At 71.4% G+C, this 18,052-nt stretch carries 19 protein-coding genes; 11 read left to right on the top strand and 8 right to left on the bottom strand.

Annotated features, from left to right (window positions below; genetic code table 11):
* Positions 1-15 precede the first annotated feature (15 nt).
* Positions 16-1,560 (bottom strand): S8 family peptidase, encoded by a 1,545-nt coding sequence (locus tag ACIPW5_RS37330; RefSeq protein WP_401255145.1) that lies wholly within the window; start codon positions 1,558-1,560, stop codon positions 16-18.
* 257 nt (positions 1,561-1,817) lie between these two features.
* Between ACIPW5_RS37330 and ACIPW5_RS37325 the strand changes: the two genes are divergently transcribed.
* The 3 genes from ACIPW5_RS37325 to moaA all read left to right on the top strand — a co-directional run bounded on the left by ACIPW5_RS37325 (position 1,818) and on the right by moaA (position 4,972).
* Positions 1,818-2,183 (top strand): DUF485 domain-containing protein, encoded by a 366-nt coding sequence (locus ACIPW5_RS37325; RefSeq protein WP_401255142.1) that lies wholly within the window; start codon positions 1,818-1,820, stop codon positions 2,181-2,183.
* A complete protein-coding gene (locus tag ACIPW5_RS37320; RefSeq protein WP_401255139.1) occupies positions 2,180-3,817 on the top strand; it encodes a cation acetate symporter in 1,638 nt (545 codons plus the stop codon). The genes ACIPW5_RS37325 and ACIPW5_RS37320 overlap by 4 nt, the downstream gene beginning before the upstream one ends.
* A 165-nt stretch (positions 3,818-3,982) precedes the next feature.
* Positions 3,983-4,972, top strand: a complete 990-nt coding sequence (moaA, locus tag ACIPW5_RS37315) for a GTP 3',8-cyclase MoaA (protein ID WP_401255137.1) — start codon at positions 3,983-3,985, stop codon at positions 4,970-4,972.
* 30 nt (positions 4,973-5,002) lie between these two features.
* On the opposite strand, the gene ACIPW5_RS37310 is transcribed toward moaA, so the two are convergent.
* Both ACIPW5_RS37310 and ACIPW5_RS37305 read right to left on the bottom strand, forming a co-directional pair.
* Positions 5,003-5,239: a hypothetical protein gene (locus ACIPW5_RS37310; protein WP_007263363.1), complete on the bottom strand. Its 237-nt coding sequence runs from the start codon at positions 5,237-5,239 to the stop codon at positions 5,003-5,005.
* Positions 5,240-5,377: 138 nt separating this feature from the next.
* Entirely contained in the window at positions 5,378-5,710 is a 333-nt protein-coding gene (locus ACIPW5_RS37305; RefSeq protein WP_401255134.1) for a DUF3099 domain-containing protein, read from the bottom strand.
* A gap of 178 nt (positions 5,711-5,888) precedes the next feature.
* Here ACIPW5_RS37305 and ACIPW5_RS37300 point away from each other — a divergent pair, with 178 nt between their 5' ends.
* On the top strand, positions 5,889-6,167 hold the full coding sequence (locus ACIPW5_RS37300) for a GlsB/YeaQ/YmgE family stress response membrane protein (RefSeq protein WP_401255131.1): 279 nt from the start codon (positions 5,889-5,891) through the stop codon (positions 6,165-6,167).
* Between the two features lie 235 nt (positions 6,168-6,402).
* On the opposite strand, the gene tyrS is transcribed toward ACIPW5_RS37300, so the two are convergent.
* From tyrS to ACIPW5_RS37285, 3 genes are read right to left on the bottom strand one after another with little or no spacing between them, the layout of a single operon-like run.
* The gene (gene tyrS, locus ACIPW5_RS37295) at positions 6,403-7,671 is read right to left on the bottom strand and encodes a tyrosine--tRNA ligase (RefSeq protein ID WP_401255128.1); all 1,269 of its coding nucleotides are present in this window, start codon (positions 7,669-7,671) and stop codon (positions 6,403-6,405) included.
* 52 nt (positions 7,672-7,723) lie between these two features.
* Positions 7,724-9,118, bottom strand: coding sequence for a metallopeptidase TldD-related protein (locus ACIPW5_RS37290; protein WP_401255125.1), 1,395 nt, complete (start codon positions 9,116-9,118; stop codon positions 7,724-7,726).
* On the bottom strand, positions 9,118-10,680 hold the full coding sequence (locus ACIPW5_RS37285; RefSeq protein WP_401255122.1) for a TldD/PmbA family protein: 1,563 nt from the start codon (positions 10,678-10,680) through the stop codon (positions 9,118-9,120). The genes ACIPW5_RS37290 and ACIPW5_RS37285 overlap by 1 nt, the downstream gene beginning before the upstream one ends.
* A 145-nt stretch (positions 10,681-10,825) precedes the next feature.
* On the opposite strand from ACIPW5_RS37285, the gene fabG reads away from it, so the two are divergent.
* The 3 genes from fabG (at position 10,826) to ACIPW5_RS37270 (ending at position 13,001) form a co-directional block, all read left to right on the top strand.
* Positions 10,826-11,545, top strand: a complete 720-nt coding sequence (fabG, locus tag ACIPW5_RS37280; protein WP_125819328.1) for a 3-oxoacyl-[acyl-carrier-protein] reductase — start codon at positions 10,826-10,828, stop codon at positions 11,543-11,545.
* A gap of 5 nt (positions 11,546-11,550) precedes the next feature.
* A complete protein-coding gene (gene fabI, locus ACIPW5_RS37275) occupies positions 11,551-12,321 on the top strand; it encodes an enoyl-ACP reductase FabI (protein ID WP_007263356.1) in 771 nt (256 codons plus the stop codon).
* Positions 12,322-12,557: 236 nt separating this feature from the next.
* A complete protein-coding gene (locus ACIPW5_RS37270) occupies positions 12,558-13,001 on the top strand; it encodes a hypothetical protein (RefSeq protein ID WP_401255118.1) in 444 nt (147 codons plus the stop codon).
* Positions 13,002-13,006: 5 nt separating this feature from the next.
* On the opposite strand, the gene ACIPW5_RS37265 is transcribed toward ACIPW5_RS37270, so the two are convergent.
* Positions 13,007-13,684 (bottom strand): FadR/GntR family transcriptional regulator, encoded by a 678-nt coding sequence (locus ACIPW5_RS37265; RefSeq protein ID WP_401255117.1) that lies wholly within the window; start codon positions 13,682-13,684, stop codon positions 13,007-13,009.
* 95 nt (positions 13,685-13,779) lie between these two features.
* Between ACIPW5_RS37265 and ACIPW5_RS37260 the strand changes: the two genes are divergently transcribed.
* The 4 genes from ACIPW5_RS37260 (at position 13,780) to ACIPW5_RS37245 (ending at position 16,153) form a co-directional block, all read left to right on the top strand.
* On the top strand, positions 13,780-15,057 hold the full coding sequence (locus ACIPW5_RS37260) for a CynX/NimT family MFS transporter (RefSeq protein ID WP_401255115.1): 1,278 nt from the start codon (positions 13,780-13,782) through the stop codon (positions 15,055-15,057).
* 5 nt (positions 15,058-15,062) lie between these two features.
* On the top strand, positions 15,063-15,182 hold the full coding sequence (locus ACIPW5_RS37255; protein ID WP_401255113.1) for an SGM_5486 family transporter-associated protein: 120 nt from the start codon (positions 15,063-15,065) through the stop codon (positions 15,180-15,182).
* Between the two features lie 160 nt (positions 15,183-15,342).
* The gene (locus ACIPW5_RS37250; protein ID WP_401255110.1) at positions 15,343-15,543 is read left to right on the top strand and encodes a hypothetical protein; all 201 of its coding nucleotides are present in this window, start codon (positions 15,343-15,345) and stop codon (positions 15,541-15,543) included.
* 88 nt (positions 15,544-15,631) lie between these two features.
* Positions 15,632-16,153 (top strand): SixA phosphatase family protein, encoded by a 522-nt coding sequence (locus tag ACIPW5_RS37245; protein ID WP_401255107.1) that lies wholly within the window; start codon positions 15,632-15,634, stop codon positions 16,151-16,153.
* 61 nt (positions 16,154-16,214) lie between these two features.
* Here ACIPW5_RS37245 and serB read toward each other — a convergent pair whose 3' ends face one another.
* Positions 16,215-17,414, bottom strand: coding sequence for a phosphoserine phosphatase SerB (gene serB, locus ACIPW5_RS37240; RefSeq protein WP_401255104.1), 1,200 nt, complete (start codon positions 17,412-17,414; stop codon positions 16,215-16,217).
* Positions 17,415-18,052 lie beyond the last annotated feature (638 nt).

Below are 18,052 nucleotides of genomic sequence, written 5' to 3'. Positions count from 1 at the left end.
CTCACGCGTCCGGTACTACTTGACGGCCTTGAGCGCGTCGACCACGCCCGAGCCGTAGTACGCCGTCTGGCCCCACTTGCTGGTGCAGGTGGTGGCGTCCACCAGCTGGCCGGTGGCGTCGTAGATCTTCTCCGGGCAGGGGACCTTCGTGGCCTGGGCCTTCAGCATGGCCTGGAGCTGCGAGGGCGTGGCGTTCGGGTGCGCGCTCTTGAGCAGCGCCGCGACGCCCGCGACGTGCGGGCCGGCCATCGAGGTGCCCTGCTTGTAGCCGTAGCCGCCGCCCGGGACGGTCGACAGCACGCGGCCGTTGGCGTCCGGCGTGGCCGGGACCTGCCACTTGTCGCCGCCCGGGGCCGCGACGTCGACGACGCCCAGGCCGTAGCTGGAGTAGTACGACTTGAGGCCCTTGTCACCCGTCGCGCTCACCGTCACCACGCCCGGCAGCTGGGTGGGCAGGTCCAGGCAGACCTTCGGGTCGATGGTGCGCGGCACCGGGGTGGAGTCGTTCGGGCTGGTGGTGTCCTCGATGGAGTCCGCCGCCAGGTCGTGGTTGGAGTTGCCCGCCGAGGCCACGCTGAGGACGCCCTTGCGCTCGGCGTACTTGGTGGCCCGGGTGAGGGCCTCCACCAGCGCCTTCTGGTCGTCGTCGTTCTTGCAGGTGTAGTTCCACGGGTCGACGTAGTAGCTGTTGTTGGTCACCTCGATCCCCTTCTCGGCGGCGAACATGAAGCCGCAGACGACCGCCTCGGTGTAGAAGAGGCTGGTCCCGGGCTCGCTCACCTTGATGCCGGCGACCTTCGAGCCCGGCGCGACACCGCTGACGCCGATCCCGTTCCGGGCCGCGGCTATGGTGCCGGCCACGTGGGTGCCGTGGTCGCTGCCGTCCGGGTACGGACGCCAGGCGCCCTCACTGGTGTCGGCGACGCCGCCCACGCAGTTGGCGGACTGCCCCTTGGAGAAGTTGGGGGCCAAGTCGGGGTGAGTGTCGTCCACACCCGTGTCGATGACGCCGACGGTGACGTCGGGGCTGCCATCGTTGATCTTGTGCGCCGCATCGGCCTTGATAGCCCGCAGGTCCCACTGGTTGGACTCCAGGGGCTCCTGGCCCGGCTCGGCCTGCGCCGCCGCCTTCGCGGCGTCGGCCGCGCTCAGCCTCTGGGTCGTCCCCTCCTCGGTGGTCTGCACCGGCTTCAGGGGGGCCGTGCGGGTGGCGCCGACCGAGTTGAACAGGCCGCGCTGCGCCCGCAGCTGCTTGGCGAAGTCCGGGTTCTCGGAGTGCGCGACGATGACCCCGATCTCCTCGTACGCGATCACCACCGTCCCACCGGCCCGCTCGACGGCCTTCTTCGCCGCCGTCGCCGTGGCGTACACGTTCAGGTTCGCCACGTAGGACAGCTTCGGACCGGTGGCGGCGGGCTTCGCGGCCGTCACCGAGTCCGCCGTGTTGCCCAGCGGCGCGGCCGAGGCGGCCACCGAGGGCAGGAAGGCGAGCGAGGCACTGAGCGCCAGGCCGACCGGTACGGCGAGGGCTCGCCGGCGGCCGTGTCCCAGATGAGCCATGGGTTCTCCACATCATCCGTGAAAAAGCCGTCCGCACGCGGTCGCGTCGGACGGGTTCATGACACGCGAACCTAGCGCTGACGTTCCCCTTTGCGCCATCAGTTCGAGAAAGAAGTTCCCAAAGAATCAGCGGGTGTTGAACCGTCCCGACACGCCGGCCGTGCCGTTGACAGGGGGGATCAGCACCACCGTCCCCCCACACGGAGGTTGTTTTGTCCGTCGTCCCCACCGCACCCGCGTCACAAGGAGAACCCCCCGTGACCACCGAAGCAGCGCCGCCGCCGGGCGGCGCGGGACCGGCCCCGGCACTCCCGTCGGCCGAAGAGTTCACGCGCGTCCAGCAGAGTCCCGAGTTCGCCGAACTGCGCAGCTCCTACCGGTCCTTCGCCTTCCCGCTCACCGTGGCCTTCATCGCCTGGTACCTGCTCTACGTCCTGCTGTCCAGCTACGCGGGCGGCTTCATGGGGACCAAGCTCTTCGGCAACATCAACGTCGCCCTGGTCCTCGGCGTCGCCCAGTTCCTGACGACCTTCCTGATCGCCTGGCTCTACTCGCGCCACGCCGCCGCCGAGCTCGACCCCAAGGCCGAGGCCATCAAGGAACGCATGGAGGCCGGCGCATGACCCCGAGCACGACCACCGTCCCCGGCCTGACGCTCGCCGCCGGGGCGAGCGAGCACCGCCCGCTGATCATCACCCTCTTCGGGCTGTTCGTCGTCGCCACCCTCATCATCACCGTCTGGGCCGGCCGCCAGACCAAGGACGCCGCCGACTTCTACGCCGGCGGCCGCCAGTTCACCGGGTTCCAGAACGGCCTGGCCATCTCCGGCGACTACATGTCCGCCGCGTCCTTCCTCGGCATCGCCGGAGCCATCGCCCTCTTCGGCTACGACGGCTTCCTCTACTCCATCGGCTTCCTCGTCGCCTGGCTGGTGGCCCTGCTGCTCGTCGCCGAGCCGCTGCGCAACTCCGGCCGCTACACGATGGGCGACGTCCTCGCGTACCGGATGCGCCAGCGGCCCGTCCGCACCGCCGCGGGCACCTCCACCATCGTGGTCTCGATCTTCTACCTGCTCGCCCAGATGGCCGGCGCCGGCGTGCTCGTCTCGCTGCTCCTCGGCATCACCAGCGACGGCGGCAAGGTCGCCGTCGTCGCGCTGGTCGGCCTGCTGATGATCGTCTACGTCACCATCGGCGGGATGAAGGGCACCACCTGGGTCCAGATGGTCAAGGCGGTCCTGCTCATCGCGGGCGCCCTGCTGATCACCTTCCTGGTGCTGCTGAAGTTCAACTTCAACATCTCCGCCCTGCTGGGCCAGGCCGCCGAGAACAGCGGCCAGGGCACCAAGTTCCTGGAGCCCGGACTCAAGTACGGCAAGGACGGCCTCACCAAGCTCGACTTCATCTCCCTCGGCCTCGCCCTGGTCCTCGGCACCGCAGGCCTGCCGCACATCCTGATCCGCTTCTACACCGTCCCCACGGCCAAGGCCGCCCGCAAGTCCGTGAACTGGGCCATCGGCATCATCGGCGCCTTCTACCTGATGACGATCGCCCTCGGCTTCGGCGCCGCGGCCCTGCTCAAGCGGGCCGACATCCTGGCCTCCAACAAGGCCGGCAACACCGCCGCACCGCTCCTCGCCCAGGAGATCGGCGGCGGCCCGGACTCCACCGGCGGCGCGGTCCTGCTCGCGGTGATCTCCGCGGTGGCCTTCGCCACCATCCTCGCCGTGGTCGCGGGCCTCACCCTGGCCTCCTCCTCTTCCTTCGCGCACGACATCTACGTGAACGTCATCCGCAAGGGACAGGCCACGGAGAAGGAAGAGGTGCGCGCGGCCCGCTGGTCCACCGTGGTCATCGGCGCCGTCGCGATCTTCCTCGGGGCCCTCGCCCGCGACATGAACGTGGCCGGCCTGGTCGCCCTCGCCTTCGCGGTCGCCGCCTCCGCGAACCTCCCCACGATCCTCTACAGCCTCTTCTGGAAGCGCTTCACCACCCAGGGCGCGCTGTGGTCGATCTACGGAGGACTGGTCTCGGCGGTCGGGCTCGTCCTCTTCTCGCCCGTCGTCTCCGGCAAGCCCACCTCGATGTTCAAGGACGCCGACTTCTACTGGTTCCCGCTGGAGAACCCGGGGATCATCTCCATCCCCCTCGGCTTCCTGCTGGGCTGGCTTGGGACGGTCCTGTCCAAGGAGGAGGCCGACCCGCAGAAGTTCGCCGAGCTGGAGGTGCGCTCCCTCACCGGCACCGGCGCCCACTGACTGCGGCTCCCCGAAACCGTACGAACACCGTGCGTGGCCGCGTCGTAGGTCCCTACGACGCGGCCGCGTTACGTCTCGTTCATTCGGGCACCTCTCCACGACACACCGGTCGCGTACGCTCGAACTGAAGAAACCTCTAGATCCGGACAGGGGAGGGGGCCCACAGTGCTTCTCGACACGTACGGCCGCGTGGCCACTGACCTGCGCGTCTCACTCACCGACCGGTGCAATCTCCGGTGTACCTACTGCATGCCCGAGGAGGGCCTGCAGTGGCTGGGAAAGTCCGACCTGCTGAGTGACGACGAGATCGTCCGGCTGATCCGCATCGCCGTGACCCACCTCGGCATCACCGAGGTCCGCTTCACCGGCGGGGAGCCGCTGCTGCGGCCCGGCCTGGTCGGCATCGTGGAGCAGTGCGCGGCCCTGGAGCCCCGCCCCAAGATGTCGCTGACCACCAACGGCATCGGCCTCAAGCGCACCGCACAGGCGCTCAAGGCCGCGGGCCTGGACCGGGTGAACGTCTCCCTGGACACCCTGCGGCCCGAGGTCTTCAAGACCCTCACCCGCCGCGACCGCCACCACGACGTGATCGACGGCATGGCCGCCGCCCGCGAGGCCGGCCTGACCCCCGTCAAGGTCAACGCCGTCCTGATGCCGGGGCTCAACGACGACGAGGCCCCCGACCTGCTCGCCTGGGCCGTGGAGAACGAGTACGAGCTCCGCTTCATCGAGCAGATGCCCCTGGACGCCCAGCACGGCTGGAAGCGCGACGGCATGATCACGGCCGGGGACATCCTGGCCTCCCTGCGCACCCGCTTCACCCTCACCGAGGAAGGCGCCGAGGAGCGCGGCTCCGCCCCGGCCGAGCGCTGGGTGGTCGACGGCGGCCCGGCCACCGTCGGGGTCATCGCCTCCGTCACCCGCCCCTTCTGCGGCGCGTGCGACCGCACCCGGCTCACGGCCGACGGCCAGGTGCGCACGTGCCTGTTCGCCACCGAGGAGTCGGACCTGCGCTCCGCCCTGCGCTCGGGCGCCCCGGACGAGGAGATCGCCCGCCTGTGGAAGGTGGCGATGTGGGGGAAGAAGGCCGGGTCCGGGCTCGACGACCCGTCCTTCCTGCAGCCCGACCGGCCCATGTCGGCGATCGGCGGCTGACACCGGGGCCCGCGGGCCCCGGCCCCGGGCCTACGGGCGTTCGCGCTCGGAGCCCTCGGGCTGGACCCACTCGTCCAGCTTCACGACGTCCTTGAGGAAGCCGCGGACCCCCAGGAACTGGGAGAGGTGTTCACGGTGTTCGGCGCAGGCCAGCCAGGTCTTGCGCCGCTCCGGCGTGTGCAGCTTCGGGTTGTTCCACGCCAGGACCCAGACGGCCGCGTCGCGGCAGCCCTTGGCGGAGCAGGTGGGGGTTTCGGGAGAAGTCACGGCCCCAACCCTACAAACGGAAGGGCGACGCCGGGCAGCCACGGGGGGAGCTGCCCGGCGTCGGTCCGTCGCTCCGACGGGGGATGCGGAGCGCGTAGGCAGTATGTCACGCACGACCCGGTGCGGTGCACCGGAACTTCATGATTGATCTGAGCTTTTATTGAGGTTTCCCGAGTCCAGTGCCGGGCGCACAGGGGCCGGGATGAAGTTCGACGGCAGATTGGGCGTCGACTCGCGCCCCGCGTTGGCGATGACGACGGCAATGTACGGCAGCAGCAGGCCGGCGGCCAGCGTCACCATGGCCACATGGCGCTCCACGTTCCACAGGACCACCGTGGCGATCACGGAAAGGGTCCGGATCCCCATCGAGATGACGTACCGGCGCTGGCGCCCCCGCACGTCCTCGGCGAGGCCCATCCGGGCCCCCGTGATACGGAAGACCTCGGGTCCGTTCCGCTTCGTCCGCTGCATGCTCCACCGCCGATCCGCCCGCCGGACGCTCCCCGGTCCGGACCACACCACGGTACGCCGCGCGTGCCCGGGGGAGGAGAGGGGGTGTCCTCCGAACGGGAGTGTCCGAAATGCGCTGTACGCCGGACGGGTCGAAACTGGGCCCACATGCGCACAACGCGCGACGAGGAGGCTCGACATGCAATGGTTGTGGGCGATCATCGTCGGTTTCGTGCTGGGCCTCATAGCCCGCGCCATCCTGCCGGGCAAGCAGCACCAGCCCCTCTGGCTGACCACCCTCTTCGGCATCGCCGGCGCCATCCTCGGCAACGCCGTCTCGGGCTGGATCGGCGTCGAGGACACCAGGGGCATCGACTGGACCCGGCACCTGCTCCAGCTCGTCGGGGCCGTGCTCGTCGTCGGCCTCGGCGACATGGCCTACAAGGCCCTGCGGGGCGGCAGAAGCCATACGGCATGACGGGCGGCACGGCGAAGGGGCCGGCGCGGACGAAGACGTCCGCACCGGCCCCTCGCCGTGCTCCGTGCGCCTCGGCCGTCTCTTCCGGATCTTGCCTGGCCCGCGTCGTCCGGTACCGCACCTCGCCGCGTTGGCGGAGCACCCGAGTACGTCCAGTACAAGGGCGCCCCGCCAACGCGCCGATGCACGGCACCGGACGACGCGGGCTTAACCGGCAAGATCCGAAAGAGACGACCTAGGCGCCGGTGACCTCCACCGCGGCCAGGTTCTTCTTGCCGCGGCGCAGCACCAGCCAGCGCCCGTGCAGCAGGTCCTCCGGCGCGGGGACCGCGTCCTCGGCGGTGACCTTCACGTTGTTCACGTAGGCGCCGCCCTCCTTCACGGTCCGGCGGCCCGCCGACTTGCTGGCGACCAGGCCGGTCTCCGCGAACAGGTCCACGACCTGCGCCAGCTCGGTGACGCGGGCGTGCGGCAGTTCGGAGAGGGCCGCGGCCAGCGTGGCCTCGTCCAGCTCCGCCAGCTCGCCCTGGCCGAACAGCGCCTTCGACGCGGCGATCACGGCGGCGCACTGGTCCGCGCCGTGCACCAGCGTGGTCAGCTCCTCCGCCAGCGCCCGCTGGGCGGCCCGCATCTGCGGACGCTCCGCGGTCTGCGCCTCCAGCTCCTCCAGCTCCTCACGGGAGCGGAAGGACAGGATCCGCATGTAGGTGGAGATGTCCCGGTCGTCCACGTTCAGCCAGAACTGGTAGAACGCGTACGGGGTGGTCATCTCCGGGTCCAGCCAGACGGCCCCGCTCTCGGACTTGCCGAACTTGGTCCCGTCCGCCTTCACCATGAGCGGGGTCGCCATCGCGTGCACGTGCGCCGTCGGCTCCACCCGGTGGATCAGGTCGAGGCCGGCCGTCAGGTTGCCCCACTGGTCCGACCCGCCCTGCTGGAGGGTGCAGCCGTAGCGGCGGTACAGCTCCAGGAAGTCCATGCCCTGGAGCAGCTGGTAGCTGAACTCCGTGTAGCTGATGCCCTGCTCGGAGTCCAGCCGCTTGGCGACCGAGTCCTTCGTCAGCATCTTGTTGACGCGGAAGTGCTTGCCGATGTCCCGCAGGAACTCGATGGCGGACAGGCCCGCCGTCCAGTCCAGGTTGTTGACCATGACCGCCGCGTTCTCGCCCTCGAAGGACAGGAACGGCTCGATCTGCGTGCGCAGCCGGTTCACCCAGTTCGCGACCGTCTCCGGGTCGTTCAGGGTGCGCTCCGCCGTCGGACGCGGGTCGCCGATCTGCCCGGTGGCCCCGCCGACCAGCGCCAGCGGCCGGTGGCCGGCCTGCTGGAGCCGGCGCACGGTGAGCACCTGCACCAGGTGCCCCACGTGCAGCGAGGCCGCGGTCGGGTCGAAGCCGCAATAGAACGTGACGGGACCGTCCGCGAAGGCCTTGCGCAGCGCTTCTTCGTCCGTGGACTGGGCGAACAGCCCGCGCCACTTCAGTTCGTCGACGATGTCCGTCACGGTCTCTCGACTCCTTACGAATTGTGGAAATGCCGAGCTCAGTCTAGGTGGATCAGACGCCCTTGCTGACCGAACTCATGTTGAAGTCCGGGATGCGGACGGGCGGCATCGCGGCCCGCGTGAACCAGTCGCCCCACTCGCGCGGAAGGGTCTTCTCGGTACGCCCCGCCTCCGAGGCCCGCGACAGCAGGTCCACCGGCGACTCGTTGAACCGGAAGTTGTTCACCTCGCCCGTGACCTGCCCGTTCTCCACCAGGTAGACCCCGTCCCGGGTCAGGCCGGTGAGCAGCAGCGTGGCCGGGTCCACCTCGCGGATGTACCAGAGGCAGGTCAGCAGCAGACCCCGCTCGGTACCCGCCACCATCTCCTCCAGGGACTTCTCGCCGCCCCCGTCCAGGATCAGGTTCCCGAAGGAGGGGGACACCGGCAGGCCGGTGAGCGCGGCGGTGTGCCGGGTCGTGGTCAGCCGGGCCAGCTCCCCGTCCGCGATCCACTCCGTCGCCGGGACCGGCAGGCCGTTGTCGAACACCGACGCGTCGTCGCCCGAGCTGCGCGCGACCACGAACGGCGCGGACTCCAGGCCCGGGGCGTTCGGGTCGCTGCGCAGGGTCAGCGGCAGCCGCGACAGCCGCTCCCCGATCCGGGTGCCGCCGCCGGGCTTGGAGAAGACCGTCCGGCCCTCCGTCGCGTCCCGGGCCGTCGCCGACCACATCTGGTAGATCAGCAGGTCGGCCACCGCGGTGGGGGGCAGCAGGGTCTCGTAGCGGCCGGCCGGCAGCTCGATCTTCCGCTCGGCCCAGCCCAGGCGCACGGCCAGCTCCGCGTCCAGGGCCGTCGGGTCCACGTCCTTGAAGTCCCGGGTGGCCCGGCCGGCCCAGGCGGAGCGCAGCCGGTCGGGGGACTTGGCGTTGAGTTCCAGGGTGCCGTTCGGCTGGTCGTGGCGCAGCCGCAGCCCGGTCGAGGTGCCGACGTAGGTGGAGGTCAGCTCGTGGTTCGCGAAGCCGTACAGCTCCCGGCCGCCCGCGCGGGCCCGGGCGAAGGCCTCGCCGAGGGCCGGGGCGAAGTCCGCGAACACGGCCGAGGAGGTCTCGTCCGGGGCGTCGGTGAAGTCCGGGGAGGCCGGGGTGCCGGTGACCAGCGGCTGGGCGTCCTCGGCGGGACCGCCCGCCCGCGCGGCCGCCTCGGCCGCCCGGACCAGCGGCTCCAGGTCGGCGGCGGTGACGGCGGAGCGCGAGACGACCCCCGAGGCCGTGCCCTCCTTGCCGTTCACGGTGGCGATGACCGTCAGGGTCCGGCCGCGGGTCACCCCGTTGGTGGTGAGCGCGTTGCCGGCCCAGCGCAGGTTGGCGCTGGACTCCTCGTCCGCGATGACGACGCAGCCGTCGGCGGTGGACAGCTCCAGGGCCCGTTCGACGATCTCGTGGGGCTTCGTGCGGTTCGGCGACATCAGCGTCCGGCCTCCTGGGTGGTGTTCAAGATGTTCACGTCGCGGAACAGGGCCGACGGGCAGCCGTGCGAGACCGCCGCGACCTGGCCCGGCTGGGCCTTGCCGCAGTTGAAGGCGCCGCCCAGGACGTAGGTCTGCGGGCCGCCGACCTTCTCCATGGAGCCCCAGAAGTCGGTGGTCGTGGCCTGGTACGCGACGTCGCGCAGCTGCCCGGCCAGCCTGCCGTTCTCGATCCGGAAGAACCGCTGCCCGGTGAACTGGAAGTTGTAGCGCTGCATGTCGATCGACCAGGAGCGGTCGCCGACCACGTAGATCCCGCGCTCCACCCCGCCGATCAGGTCCTCCGTGGAGAGCCCGCCCGGATCCGGCTGGAGGGAGACGTTCGCCATCCGCTGCACGGGCACGTGCCCGGGGGAGTCGGCGTACGCGCAGCCGTTGGAGCGGCCGAGGCCGGTCAGCCGGGCGATCCGCCGGTCGGTCTGGTAGCCGGCCAGGGTGCCGTCCTTGACCAGGTCCCAGCTCTGCGCCTCGACGCCCTCGTCGTCGTAGCCGATGGTGGCCAGGCCGTGCTCGGCGGTGCGGTCACCGGTCACGTTCATGATCGAGGAGCCGTACTTGAGCTTGCCCAGCTGGTCGAAGGTGGCGAAGGAGGTCCCCGCGTACGCCGCCTCGTAGCCCAGCGCCCGGTCGAGCTCGGTGGCGTGGCCGATGGACTCGTGGATGGTGAGCCACAGGTTGGACGGGTCCACGACCAGGTCGTAGCGCCCGGCCCGCACGCTCGGGGCCCGCATCTTCTCGGCGAGCAGGGCCGGGATCTGCTCCAGCTCGGCGTTCCAGTCCCAGCCGGTGCCGGTGAGGTACTCCCAGCCGCGCCCGGCGGGCGGGGCGATGGTGCGCATGGAGTCGAACTCGCCGGTGGTCCCGTTGACGGCGACCGCGGTGAGCTGCGGGTGGACGCGCACCCGCTGCTGGGTGGTCGAGGTGCCCGCGGTGTCGGCGTAGAACTTGTTCTCGTGCACGGCGAGCAGCGAGGCGTCCACGTGCGCCACGCCCTCGGCCGCCAGCAGCCGCGCGCTCCAGTCGGCGAGCAGGGCCGACTTCTCGGTGTCCGGCACCTCGAAGGGGTCGATGTCGTAGGCGGAGATCCAGGTCCTGTCGGCGTGCACCGGCTCCTCGGCCAGCTCCACGCGCTCGTCCGAACCGGCCGCCTTGATCACCTGGGCGGACAGCTTCGCCATGGCCACGGCCTGCGAGGCCACCTTGGCGGCGGCGTCCATGGTCAGGTCCACGCCGGAGGCGAAGCCCCAGCTGCCTCCGTGCACCACCCGGACCGCGTAACCGAGGTCGGTGGTGTCGGAGCCGCCCGAGGGCTTGGCGTCGCGCAGCCGCCAGGAGGCGCTGCGGATCCGCTCCAGCCGGAAGTCGGCATGGTCGGCGCCCAGCGCGCGGGCCCGGGCGAGTGCCGCGTCGGCGAGCGCCCGCAGGGGCAGCGCGGTGAAAGCCGCGTCGATGGAATGGGCCACGGAAGTCCTCCCGGGGTCGGGGCCGGTCGCCCCGATCATGTCGCGCCCGGGGCGGCTGTGCCTACATCTTTCTGTAGGGACTCGACAGCGCGGGTCGCCGGGCCCTGTGGGAGCCCGATTCTCCGGATGCCCGGCACGGCCTATAGGTTTTTGCTTATCAGACCGCTAGCGAAAGGGTGATCCGTTGAGCCGCTCGGTTCTCGTCACCGGAGGAAACCGGGGCATCGGCCTCGCCATCGCCCGTGCCTTCGCAGAGGCCGGCGACAAGGTCGCCATCACGTACCGCTCGGGCGAGCCCCCGCAGGAGCTCACCTCCCTCGGCGTGCTGGCGGTGCGTTGCGACATCACCGACTCCGAGCAGGTGGAGCAGGCCTACAAGGAGATCGAGGAGAAGCACGGCAACGTCGAGGTGCTGGTCGCGAACGCGGGCATCACCAAGGACACGCTGCTGATGCGGATGTCGGAGGAGGACTTCGCGTCCGTCGTCGACACCAACCTCACCGGCACCTTCCGCGTGGTCAAGCGCGCGAACCGCGGCATGCTCCGCGCCAAGAAGGGCCGCGTCGTCCTCATCTCCTCGGTCGTGGGCCTGCTGGGCTCGGCCGGCCAGGCCAACTACGCCGCCTCGAAGGCCGCGCTGGTGGGCTTCGCCCGCTCCCTCGCCCGCGAGCTGGGCTCCCGCAACATCACCTTCAACGTGGTCGCCCCCGGCTTCGTGGACACCGACATGACGAAGGTGCTCACCGACGAGCAGCGTGCGGGCATCGTGGCGAACGTGCCGCTCGCCCGCTACGCGCAGCCCGAGGAGATCGCGGCAGCCGTCAGCTTCCTGGCGTCCGACGACGCCGCGTACATCACCGGAGCCGTCATTCCCGTTGACGGCGGATTGGGCATGGGTCACTGATCACCATGAGCGGAATTCTCGAGGGCAAGCGGATCCTCATCACCGGTGTGCTGATGGAGTCCTCCATCGCCTTCCACACCGCCCGGCTGGCCCAGGAGCAGGGCGCCGAGGTCATCCTCACCGCGTGGCCGCGCCCGTCGCTGACCGAGCGCATCGCCAAGAAGCTGCCCAAGCCGGTCAAGGTGATCGAGCTCGACGTCACCAACGACGAGCACCTCGCCCGTCTGGAGGGCCTGGTCCGCGACGAGCTCGGCGGCCTCGACGGCGTCGTGCACTCCATCGGCTTCGCCCCGCAGGACGCCCTCGGCGGCAACTTCCTGAACACGCCGTTCGAGTCGGTCGCCACCGCCATGCACGTCTCGGCGTTCTCGCTGAAGTCGCTGACCATGGCCTGCAAGCCGCTGTTCCCGGCGGAGGGCGCGGCCGTCGTCGGCCTCACCTTCGACGCGCAGTTCGCCTGGCCGCAGTACGACTGGATGGGCCCGGCCAAGGCCGCCCTGGAGGCCACCAGCCGTTACCTGGCCCGCGACCTGGGCAAGGAGAACATCCGCTGCAACCTGGTCTCGGCCGGCCCGCTCGGCTCGATGGCCGCGAAGTCCATCCCGGGCTTCTCCGACCTGGCGGACACCTGGAACCACCGCTCCATGCTGGAGTGGGACATGAGCGACCCGGAGCCGACGGGCCGCGGCGTCGTCGCGCTGCTGTCGGACTGGTTCCCGAAGACCACCGGCGAGATCGTCCACGTGGACGGCGGCCTGCACGCGATGGGTGCCTGATCCCGGGACCGACCCGCACGAACGGCGATGGCCGCGCCTTCCTCCAGGAAGGCGCGGCCATCGCCGTTCCCGCGCGCGGGGGCGGCGGGTGAGGGGCCCTCAGGGGGCGCCGTGCGGCCCCGCTCGATCGGATGTCCGAGCCCGGGGTGGATCTTCTCAAGTCGAAAACCCGGACAGATGCCTGCAAAATGACCATGCCGGGATCTTCCCGGTGGGTTCGGGGAGGAGGTGCGGGCGTGGGGACGAGGCCGAGCCGAGCGCTGTCGCTGCTGGTCACCTCGGTGTTCCTGACCGGCCTCCTGGGCCCCGGAGCCCTCGCCCAGCCCGGCGTACGGGAACCCGCGCCCGGCCCCGGACCGGCCGGCCGGGCCGTCGTGGACTTCGACGACATCCCCGCCGAGCCACCCGTACGGCCCGCGCGGCCGCCCGCCGGGGAACTCTTCGGCGCCGACTGCGACACCCGGATCACCGGCTCCACGGTGGTGGCGTCCTGCCACAACGCCTACCCCGAGACCGACCTGCTCCGCCTGCACGTCGAGTGCGAGCGCTGGTGGGACGTGGACGGCGACGGCGCCCTCGTCCCCCTGGACCCGGCCGGCCGCACCCGGCTCACCGGCCGCTGCTGGAAAGAGGTCCGCACGGCCTGGGTGAGCCACCAGCGCACCCCCGAAGGGCCCTGAGCGGCCTAAGCCGGGGTCTTGCCCAGGCAGACGAAGGGGTAGCCCGCCGCCTCCGCCGCGGCGGTGTCCGCGTCCCCGCTCCGGATCGCCTCGATCAGCCGCGCGTGGTCCAGGTGGTCCGCCGGGTTCAGCTCGGTGCCGACGTCCGTCCGCAGCCAGTCCGCGACCAGGTCGCCGAGGTCCGCGTACAGCTCGATCAGCACCTCGTTGTGCGAGGCCGCCACCACCGCCATGTGCAGGCCCACGTCCGCCGCCACGAACAGCTCCGCGTCCCCGCTCGCCCACGCCTCCTCGCGCCGCGCCAGCAGCGCGTCCAGCTGTACGAGGTCCCGCGCGGTCCGCCGCTCCGCCGCCAGCCGGGCCGCCGAGGACTCCAGCGTCGAGCGCAGCTCCGCGATGTGTCGGGGGTCGGCCCCCGCGAACCGCCGGTGCATCACACCGGCCAGCTCGCTGGTGGCGAGCACGTACGTCCCCGAACCCTGGCGGATGTCCAGCAGCCCGTTGTGCGCGAGGGCCCGGACCGCCTCCCGCACGGTGTTGCGGGCGACGCCCAGCAGCTCCACCAGCTCGGGCTCGGTGGGGATCCGGCTCCCGACCGGCCACTCACCGGACGTGATCTGGTTCCTCAGCTGGGCGATCACCTGGTCGACGAGCGCGGATCGCCGGGGCGAGGTCAGCGGCATGGCGGGTGGAACCCCCTCGGGGTCGGCTGGACCGGGACCGGACCATACGGTTCAAGACTGGACAACCAATCATCCCATGATTCTATGATGGCGGGATGCACGACGAAGACATCCAGACCATGAACCGCCCAGCGGGCGTCCGCGGACCCGTCGCACCCGCACCCGCCCCCACCACCGCCCCCCGGTGGCTGGGCCCGGTGCTCGTCGTCGGAATCGTGCTGGCCGCCCTCAACCTGCGGCCCGCCATCACCAGCCTCGGAGCCCTCTTCGAAGAGGCCCGCACCGGCCTCCACATGAGCGGCACCGTCGCCGGGCTCATCACCTCGGTCCCCGCCCTCTGCTTCGCCGTCTTCGGCATCACCGCCCCCCGGCTCTCCCGCCGCTTCGGCCCCGCCGCCGTCGTCTGCGCCGGCATGGCCGCCGTCGCCGCGGGCCTGCTGATCCGCCCCTTCGCGGACGGCGCCGCAGGCTTCCTCGCCGCCAGCGCCCTGTCCCTGGCCGGCATAGCCCTGACCAACGTGCTGCTCCCGGTGATCGTCAAGCGCTACTTCCCGGACCGGGTCGGCACCATGACCGGCCTCTACTCCATGGCCCTGGCCGCCGGCACCTCCCTCGCCGCCGCCGCGACCGTCCCCCTCACCGACGCCTTCGGCGGCAACTGGCGCACCGGCCTGCTGATCTGGGCCGTCCTCGCCGCCGCCGCCGTCCTGCCCTGGCTGCCCATCGCCGCCGCCGGCCGCCGCGAGAAGGCCGCGGCCCCCGCCGCGACCGCCGCGACCGGCCCCTCCGTGGTCCGCAGCCGCACCGCCTGGGCCCTGGCCTGCTACTTCGGCCTCCAGGCCACCGGCGCCTACGTCACCATGGGCTGGCTCCCGCAGATCTTCCGCGACGCCGGCGTCTCCGCCTCCACCGCCGGAGTCCTGCTCGCCGTCACCATGGTCATGGGCGTCCCCCTGGCCTTCGTCATCCCCGGCCTCGCCGGACGGATGCGCAACCAGGGTCCCATCGCCGTCGTCCTCGGCCTCTTCGGCTTCGCCGGCTACCTCGGGCTCTACCTCGCCCCGGCCGCCGGAGCCTGGGCCTGGGCCCTGCTGCTCGGCATCTCCAACTGCGCCTTCCCCCTCGTCATCACGATGATCGGGCTCCGCGCCAAGTCCCCGGCCGGCGTCGTCAAGCTCTCCGCCTTCGCCCAGAGCACCGGCTACCTCATCTCCATCCCCGGCCCCCTGGTCATCGGCACCCTCTACCAGCACAGCGGCGGATGGGACCTCCCGCTCGCCCTGATGGCGGCCCTCCTCGTCCCCCAGATCGCCCTCGGCCTCCTCGCCGGCCGGGACCGCACGATCGAGGACGAATGCGGCATGCGAGACTGAACGGCATGTCGCCCGTACTCGAACCCAACCCCCAGGACGGCCACAAGAAGCTCGGCCTCGTGCTCGGCGCGATGCTGCTCGTGACCGTGGTCATCGCCGTCATCGCGACCATCGCCTCCCCCTGACACCCAGGGGCCCCGGGGGATGGTGGGGACAACCCCACCATCCCCTAGGGGGCCAGGTTCAGGGTTGCCTGGGGTGTGCCCCGGATGGGAACCGCACCTTCGGATCCATAGATTCGAAGGAGAGCGAGCCCGTCCCACCCGCACACACAGGGAGGCGGCCATGTCGGCCCCCGCACACCTTCCCGGCCCCCGCACCACCGCCCCCGACACCCGGCTGCACTGGTGGGCGCTGGCCCTGCTCGCCCTGGCCTTCGGCCTCCTCCTGCTCCTCCTCGCCGGCTCCGGCCAGGCCCACGCCGCCACCGACGAGGGCAACGCGCTCCTCCAGGTCACCCACCAGCTGCTGCGCGCCGTCGGCTGACCCGGGTGCGCCGGGCACGCCCCACCGAGGGGGGAAGGCGCCCCAACACCCTGCGCCCGGTGGCTCGTTTCGTGCGAAGCTGGGGGCCATGAGCGCCGACACACCCCGCAGGATCGCCCTCCTCCGGCACGCCAAGGCCGACTGGCCCCAGGTGTCCGACCACGACCGCCCGCTGGCGGAACGCGGCCGCAAGGACGCACCCGCCGTCGGACTGAAGCTGGCCGAGACCGGCATCACCTTCGACCTGGCCCTCTGCTCCACCGCCGCGCGCACCAGGGAGACCTGGAAGCTCGCCGTCCAGGAGCTCCCGTCCCGGCCGAAGACCTCGTACGAGGAGCGGATCTACGAAGCGTCGCCCGGCGAGCTCATCGCCCTGCTGAACGAGACCCCCGACGAGGTGTCCGACCTCCTCGTCATCGGCCACAACCCCGGCATGCACGCCCTCGCCGACGTCCTCTCCGGACGCTCCGAGGGCGACACCCTGGCCCGGATGAGCCGTACGGGCTTCCCGACCGCCGCGCTGGCCATCGTCTCCTTCACCGGCTCGTGGAAGTCCCTCGAACCCGGCGCGTGCACCCTCCTGGACTACTGGACGCCCAAGGAGCACTGAGCCCGCGACGACACGCGCCCGGCCGGAAGGATCCGGCCGGGCGCGGTACGTGCGTACGGGGTCAGGCCAGGTCGGCCGCTTCGACTTCCTCGCGGGTCACGCCGAGCAGGTACAGCACGGCATCCAGGAAGGGCACGTTCACGGCGGTGTGCGCGGCCTCGCGGACCACCGGCTTGGCGTTGAAGGCCACCCCCAGACCGGCCGCGTTCAGCATGTCCAGGTCATTGGCACCGTCACCGATCGCCACCGTCTGCGACAACGGCACCCCGGCCTCGCCGGCGAAGCGGCGCAGCAGCCGGGCCTTGCCCGCCCGGTCCACGATCTCCCCGGTGACCTTGCCGGTCAGCTTGCCGTCGACGATCTCCAGGGTGTTCGCCGAGGCGAAGTCCAGCCCCAGCCGCTCCCGCAGGTCGTCGGTGACCTGGGTGAACCCGCCGGACACCACGCCCACCTGGTAGCCCAGCGTCTTCAGCGTCCGGATCAGGGTCCGCGCCCCGGGCGTCAGCCGCACCTCGGAACGGACCTTGTCCACCACCGACGCGTCCAGCCCCGCCAGCAGCTCGACACGGGCGTGCAGGGACTGCTCGAAATCCAGCTCACCGCGCATCGCCCGCTCGGTCACCTCGGCGACCTCGGCCTCGCAGCCGGCGTGCGCGGCGAAGAGCTCGATGACCTCGTCCTGGATCAGGGTCGAGTCCACGTCCATGACCACCAGCCGCTGCGCCCGGCGGTGCAGCCCGGCCGACACCACGGCCACGTCCACGCCGATCTGCGCGGCGGTGGTGGCCAGGGCGGTGCGCAGCGGCTCGGTCTCGACGCCGGAGACGGCGAACTCGACCGCCGTCACCGGGTACTTGGCGAGCCGGAAGATACGGTCGATGTTGCCGCCGGCGGCGGTGATCCGGGCGGCGATGGTGGCGGTGGACTCGGCGGTGAGCGGGTGCCCGAGGACGGTGACGTGGGAGCGGCCGCTGCCGCGCGGCCGGTTGTCACCGGTACCGGAGATGATCTCCGCCTGCAGCTTGAGCGACTCGGCCCAGCTGTGCACGGTGGCGCGCAGCTCGCCCTCGGAGCCGGTGGCGGGCTTGGTGACGAGGACGCACAGGACGATGCGGCCACGGGTGACGACCTGCTCGATGTCGACGACATCGACGGAGTAGGCGGCGAGGGTGTCGAACAGCCCGGCGGTGATCCCGGGACGGTCCTTGCCGAAGATCTTGACGAGGAGGGTGGGGACGTCGGAGGTCTGCGAAGCGCTCATGGTGCCCACACCGTATCTTCCCGCCCGCTCCCCCCGAATCCCCGTCCGCCTTTTGAACGCGCCGCTCGCGCGGCTCGGCCCCTGGGGGCCTCCCCGGCTTCGCGCCGCTGCGACAGCCTCCGGCTGTCGGACCGGGGGCGGGGCCGGTTCGCGTTGCGGGGGCCGGTGGGCGGGTGTGGGTGGGTGGGCCGCTGCGCGGAGCGGGGGTCCCCTACCCGCCCTTCCACCGTTCCCCGGGCTTCGCCCGGACCCGTACGGCGCTACCGCGCCCGCGCCTCAATCGCCGGCGGGGCTGGAAGTGCGCTCCGCGCCCTCCAGCCCGCCAGGCGACCCGCTCGACACATCCAGCTCCGCCGGCACAACTCAGCCTCGCCGGCGTTTGAGGCGCGGGGGTCTGGGGGCGGAGCCCCCAGGAGGGGTCCGGGCGCAGCCCGGGGAACGGGTGAAGGGTGGGTAGGGGACCGCCCCGCGCAGCGGCCAACCACCCGCACCCGCATCGGCCCCCGCCCGGAGGAAGGGTGGTTCGTGCGAAAACCCTGTGAAGGACTCCCGGGCGAGAAGTCCCCTATCGCACTCTCCGGGTGCCTTTCGCCCCCACCCGCGGAAGGCCCCGATTCCACATGTGGCCGCAGGCCTGA

The organism is Streptomyces sp. NPDC090077 (assembly GCF_044747545.1).
In the GTDB taxonomy this organism is placed as follows: Bacteria; Actinomycetota; Actinomycetes; order Streptomycetales; family Streptomycetaceae; genus Streptomyces.
Note: the sequence above shows the minus strand (reverse complement) of the source record. Positions and strands in the feature narration are given on the sequence as shown.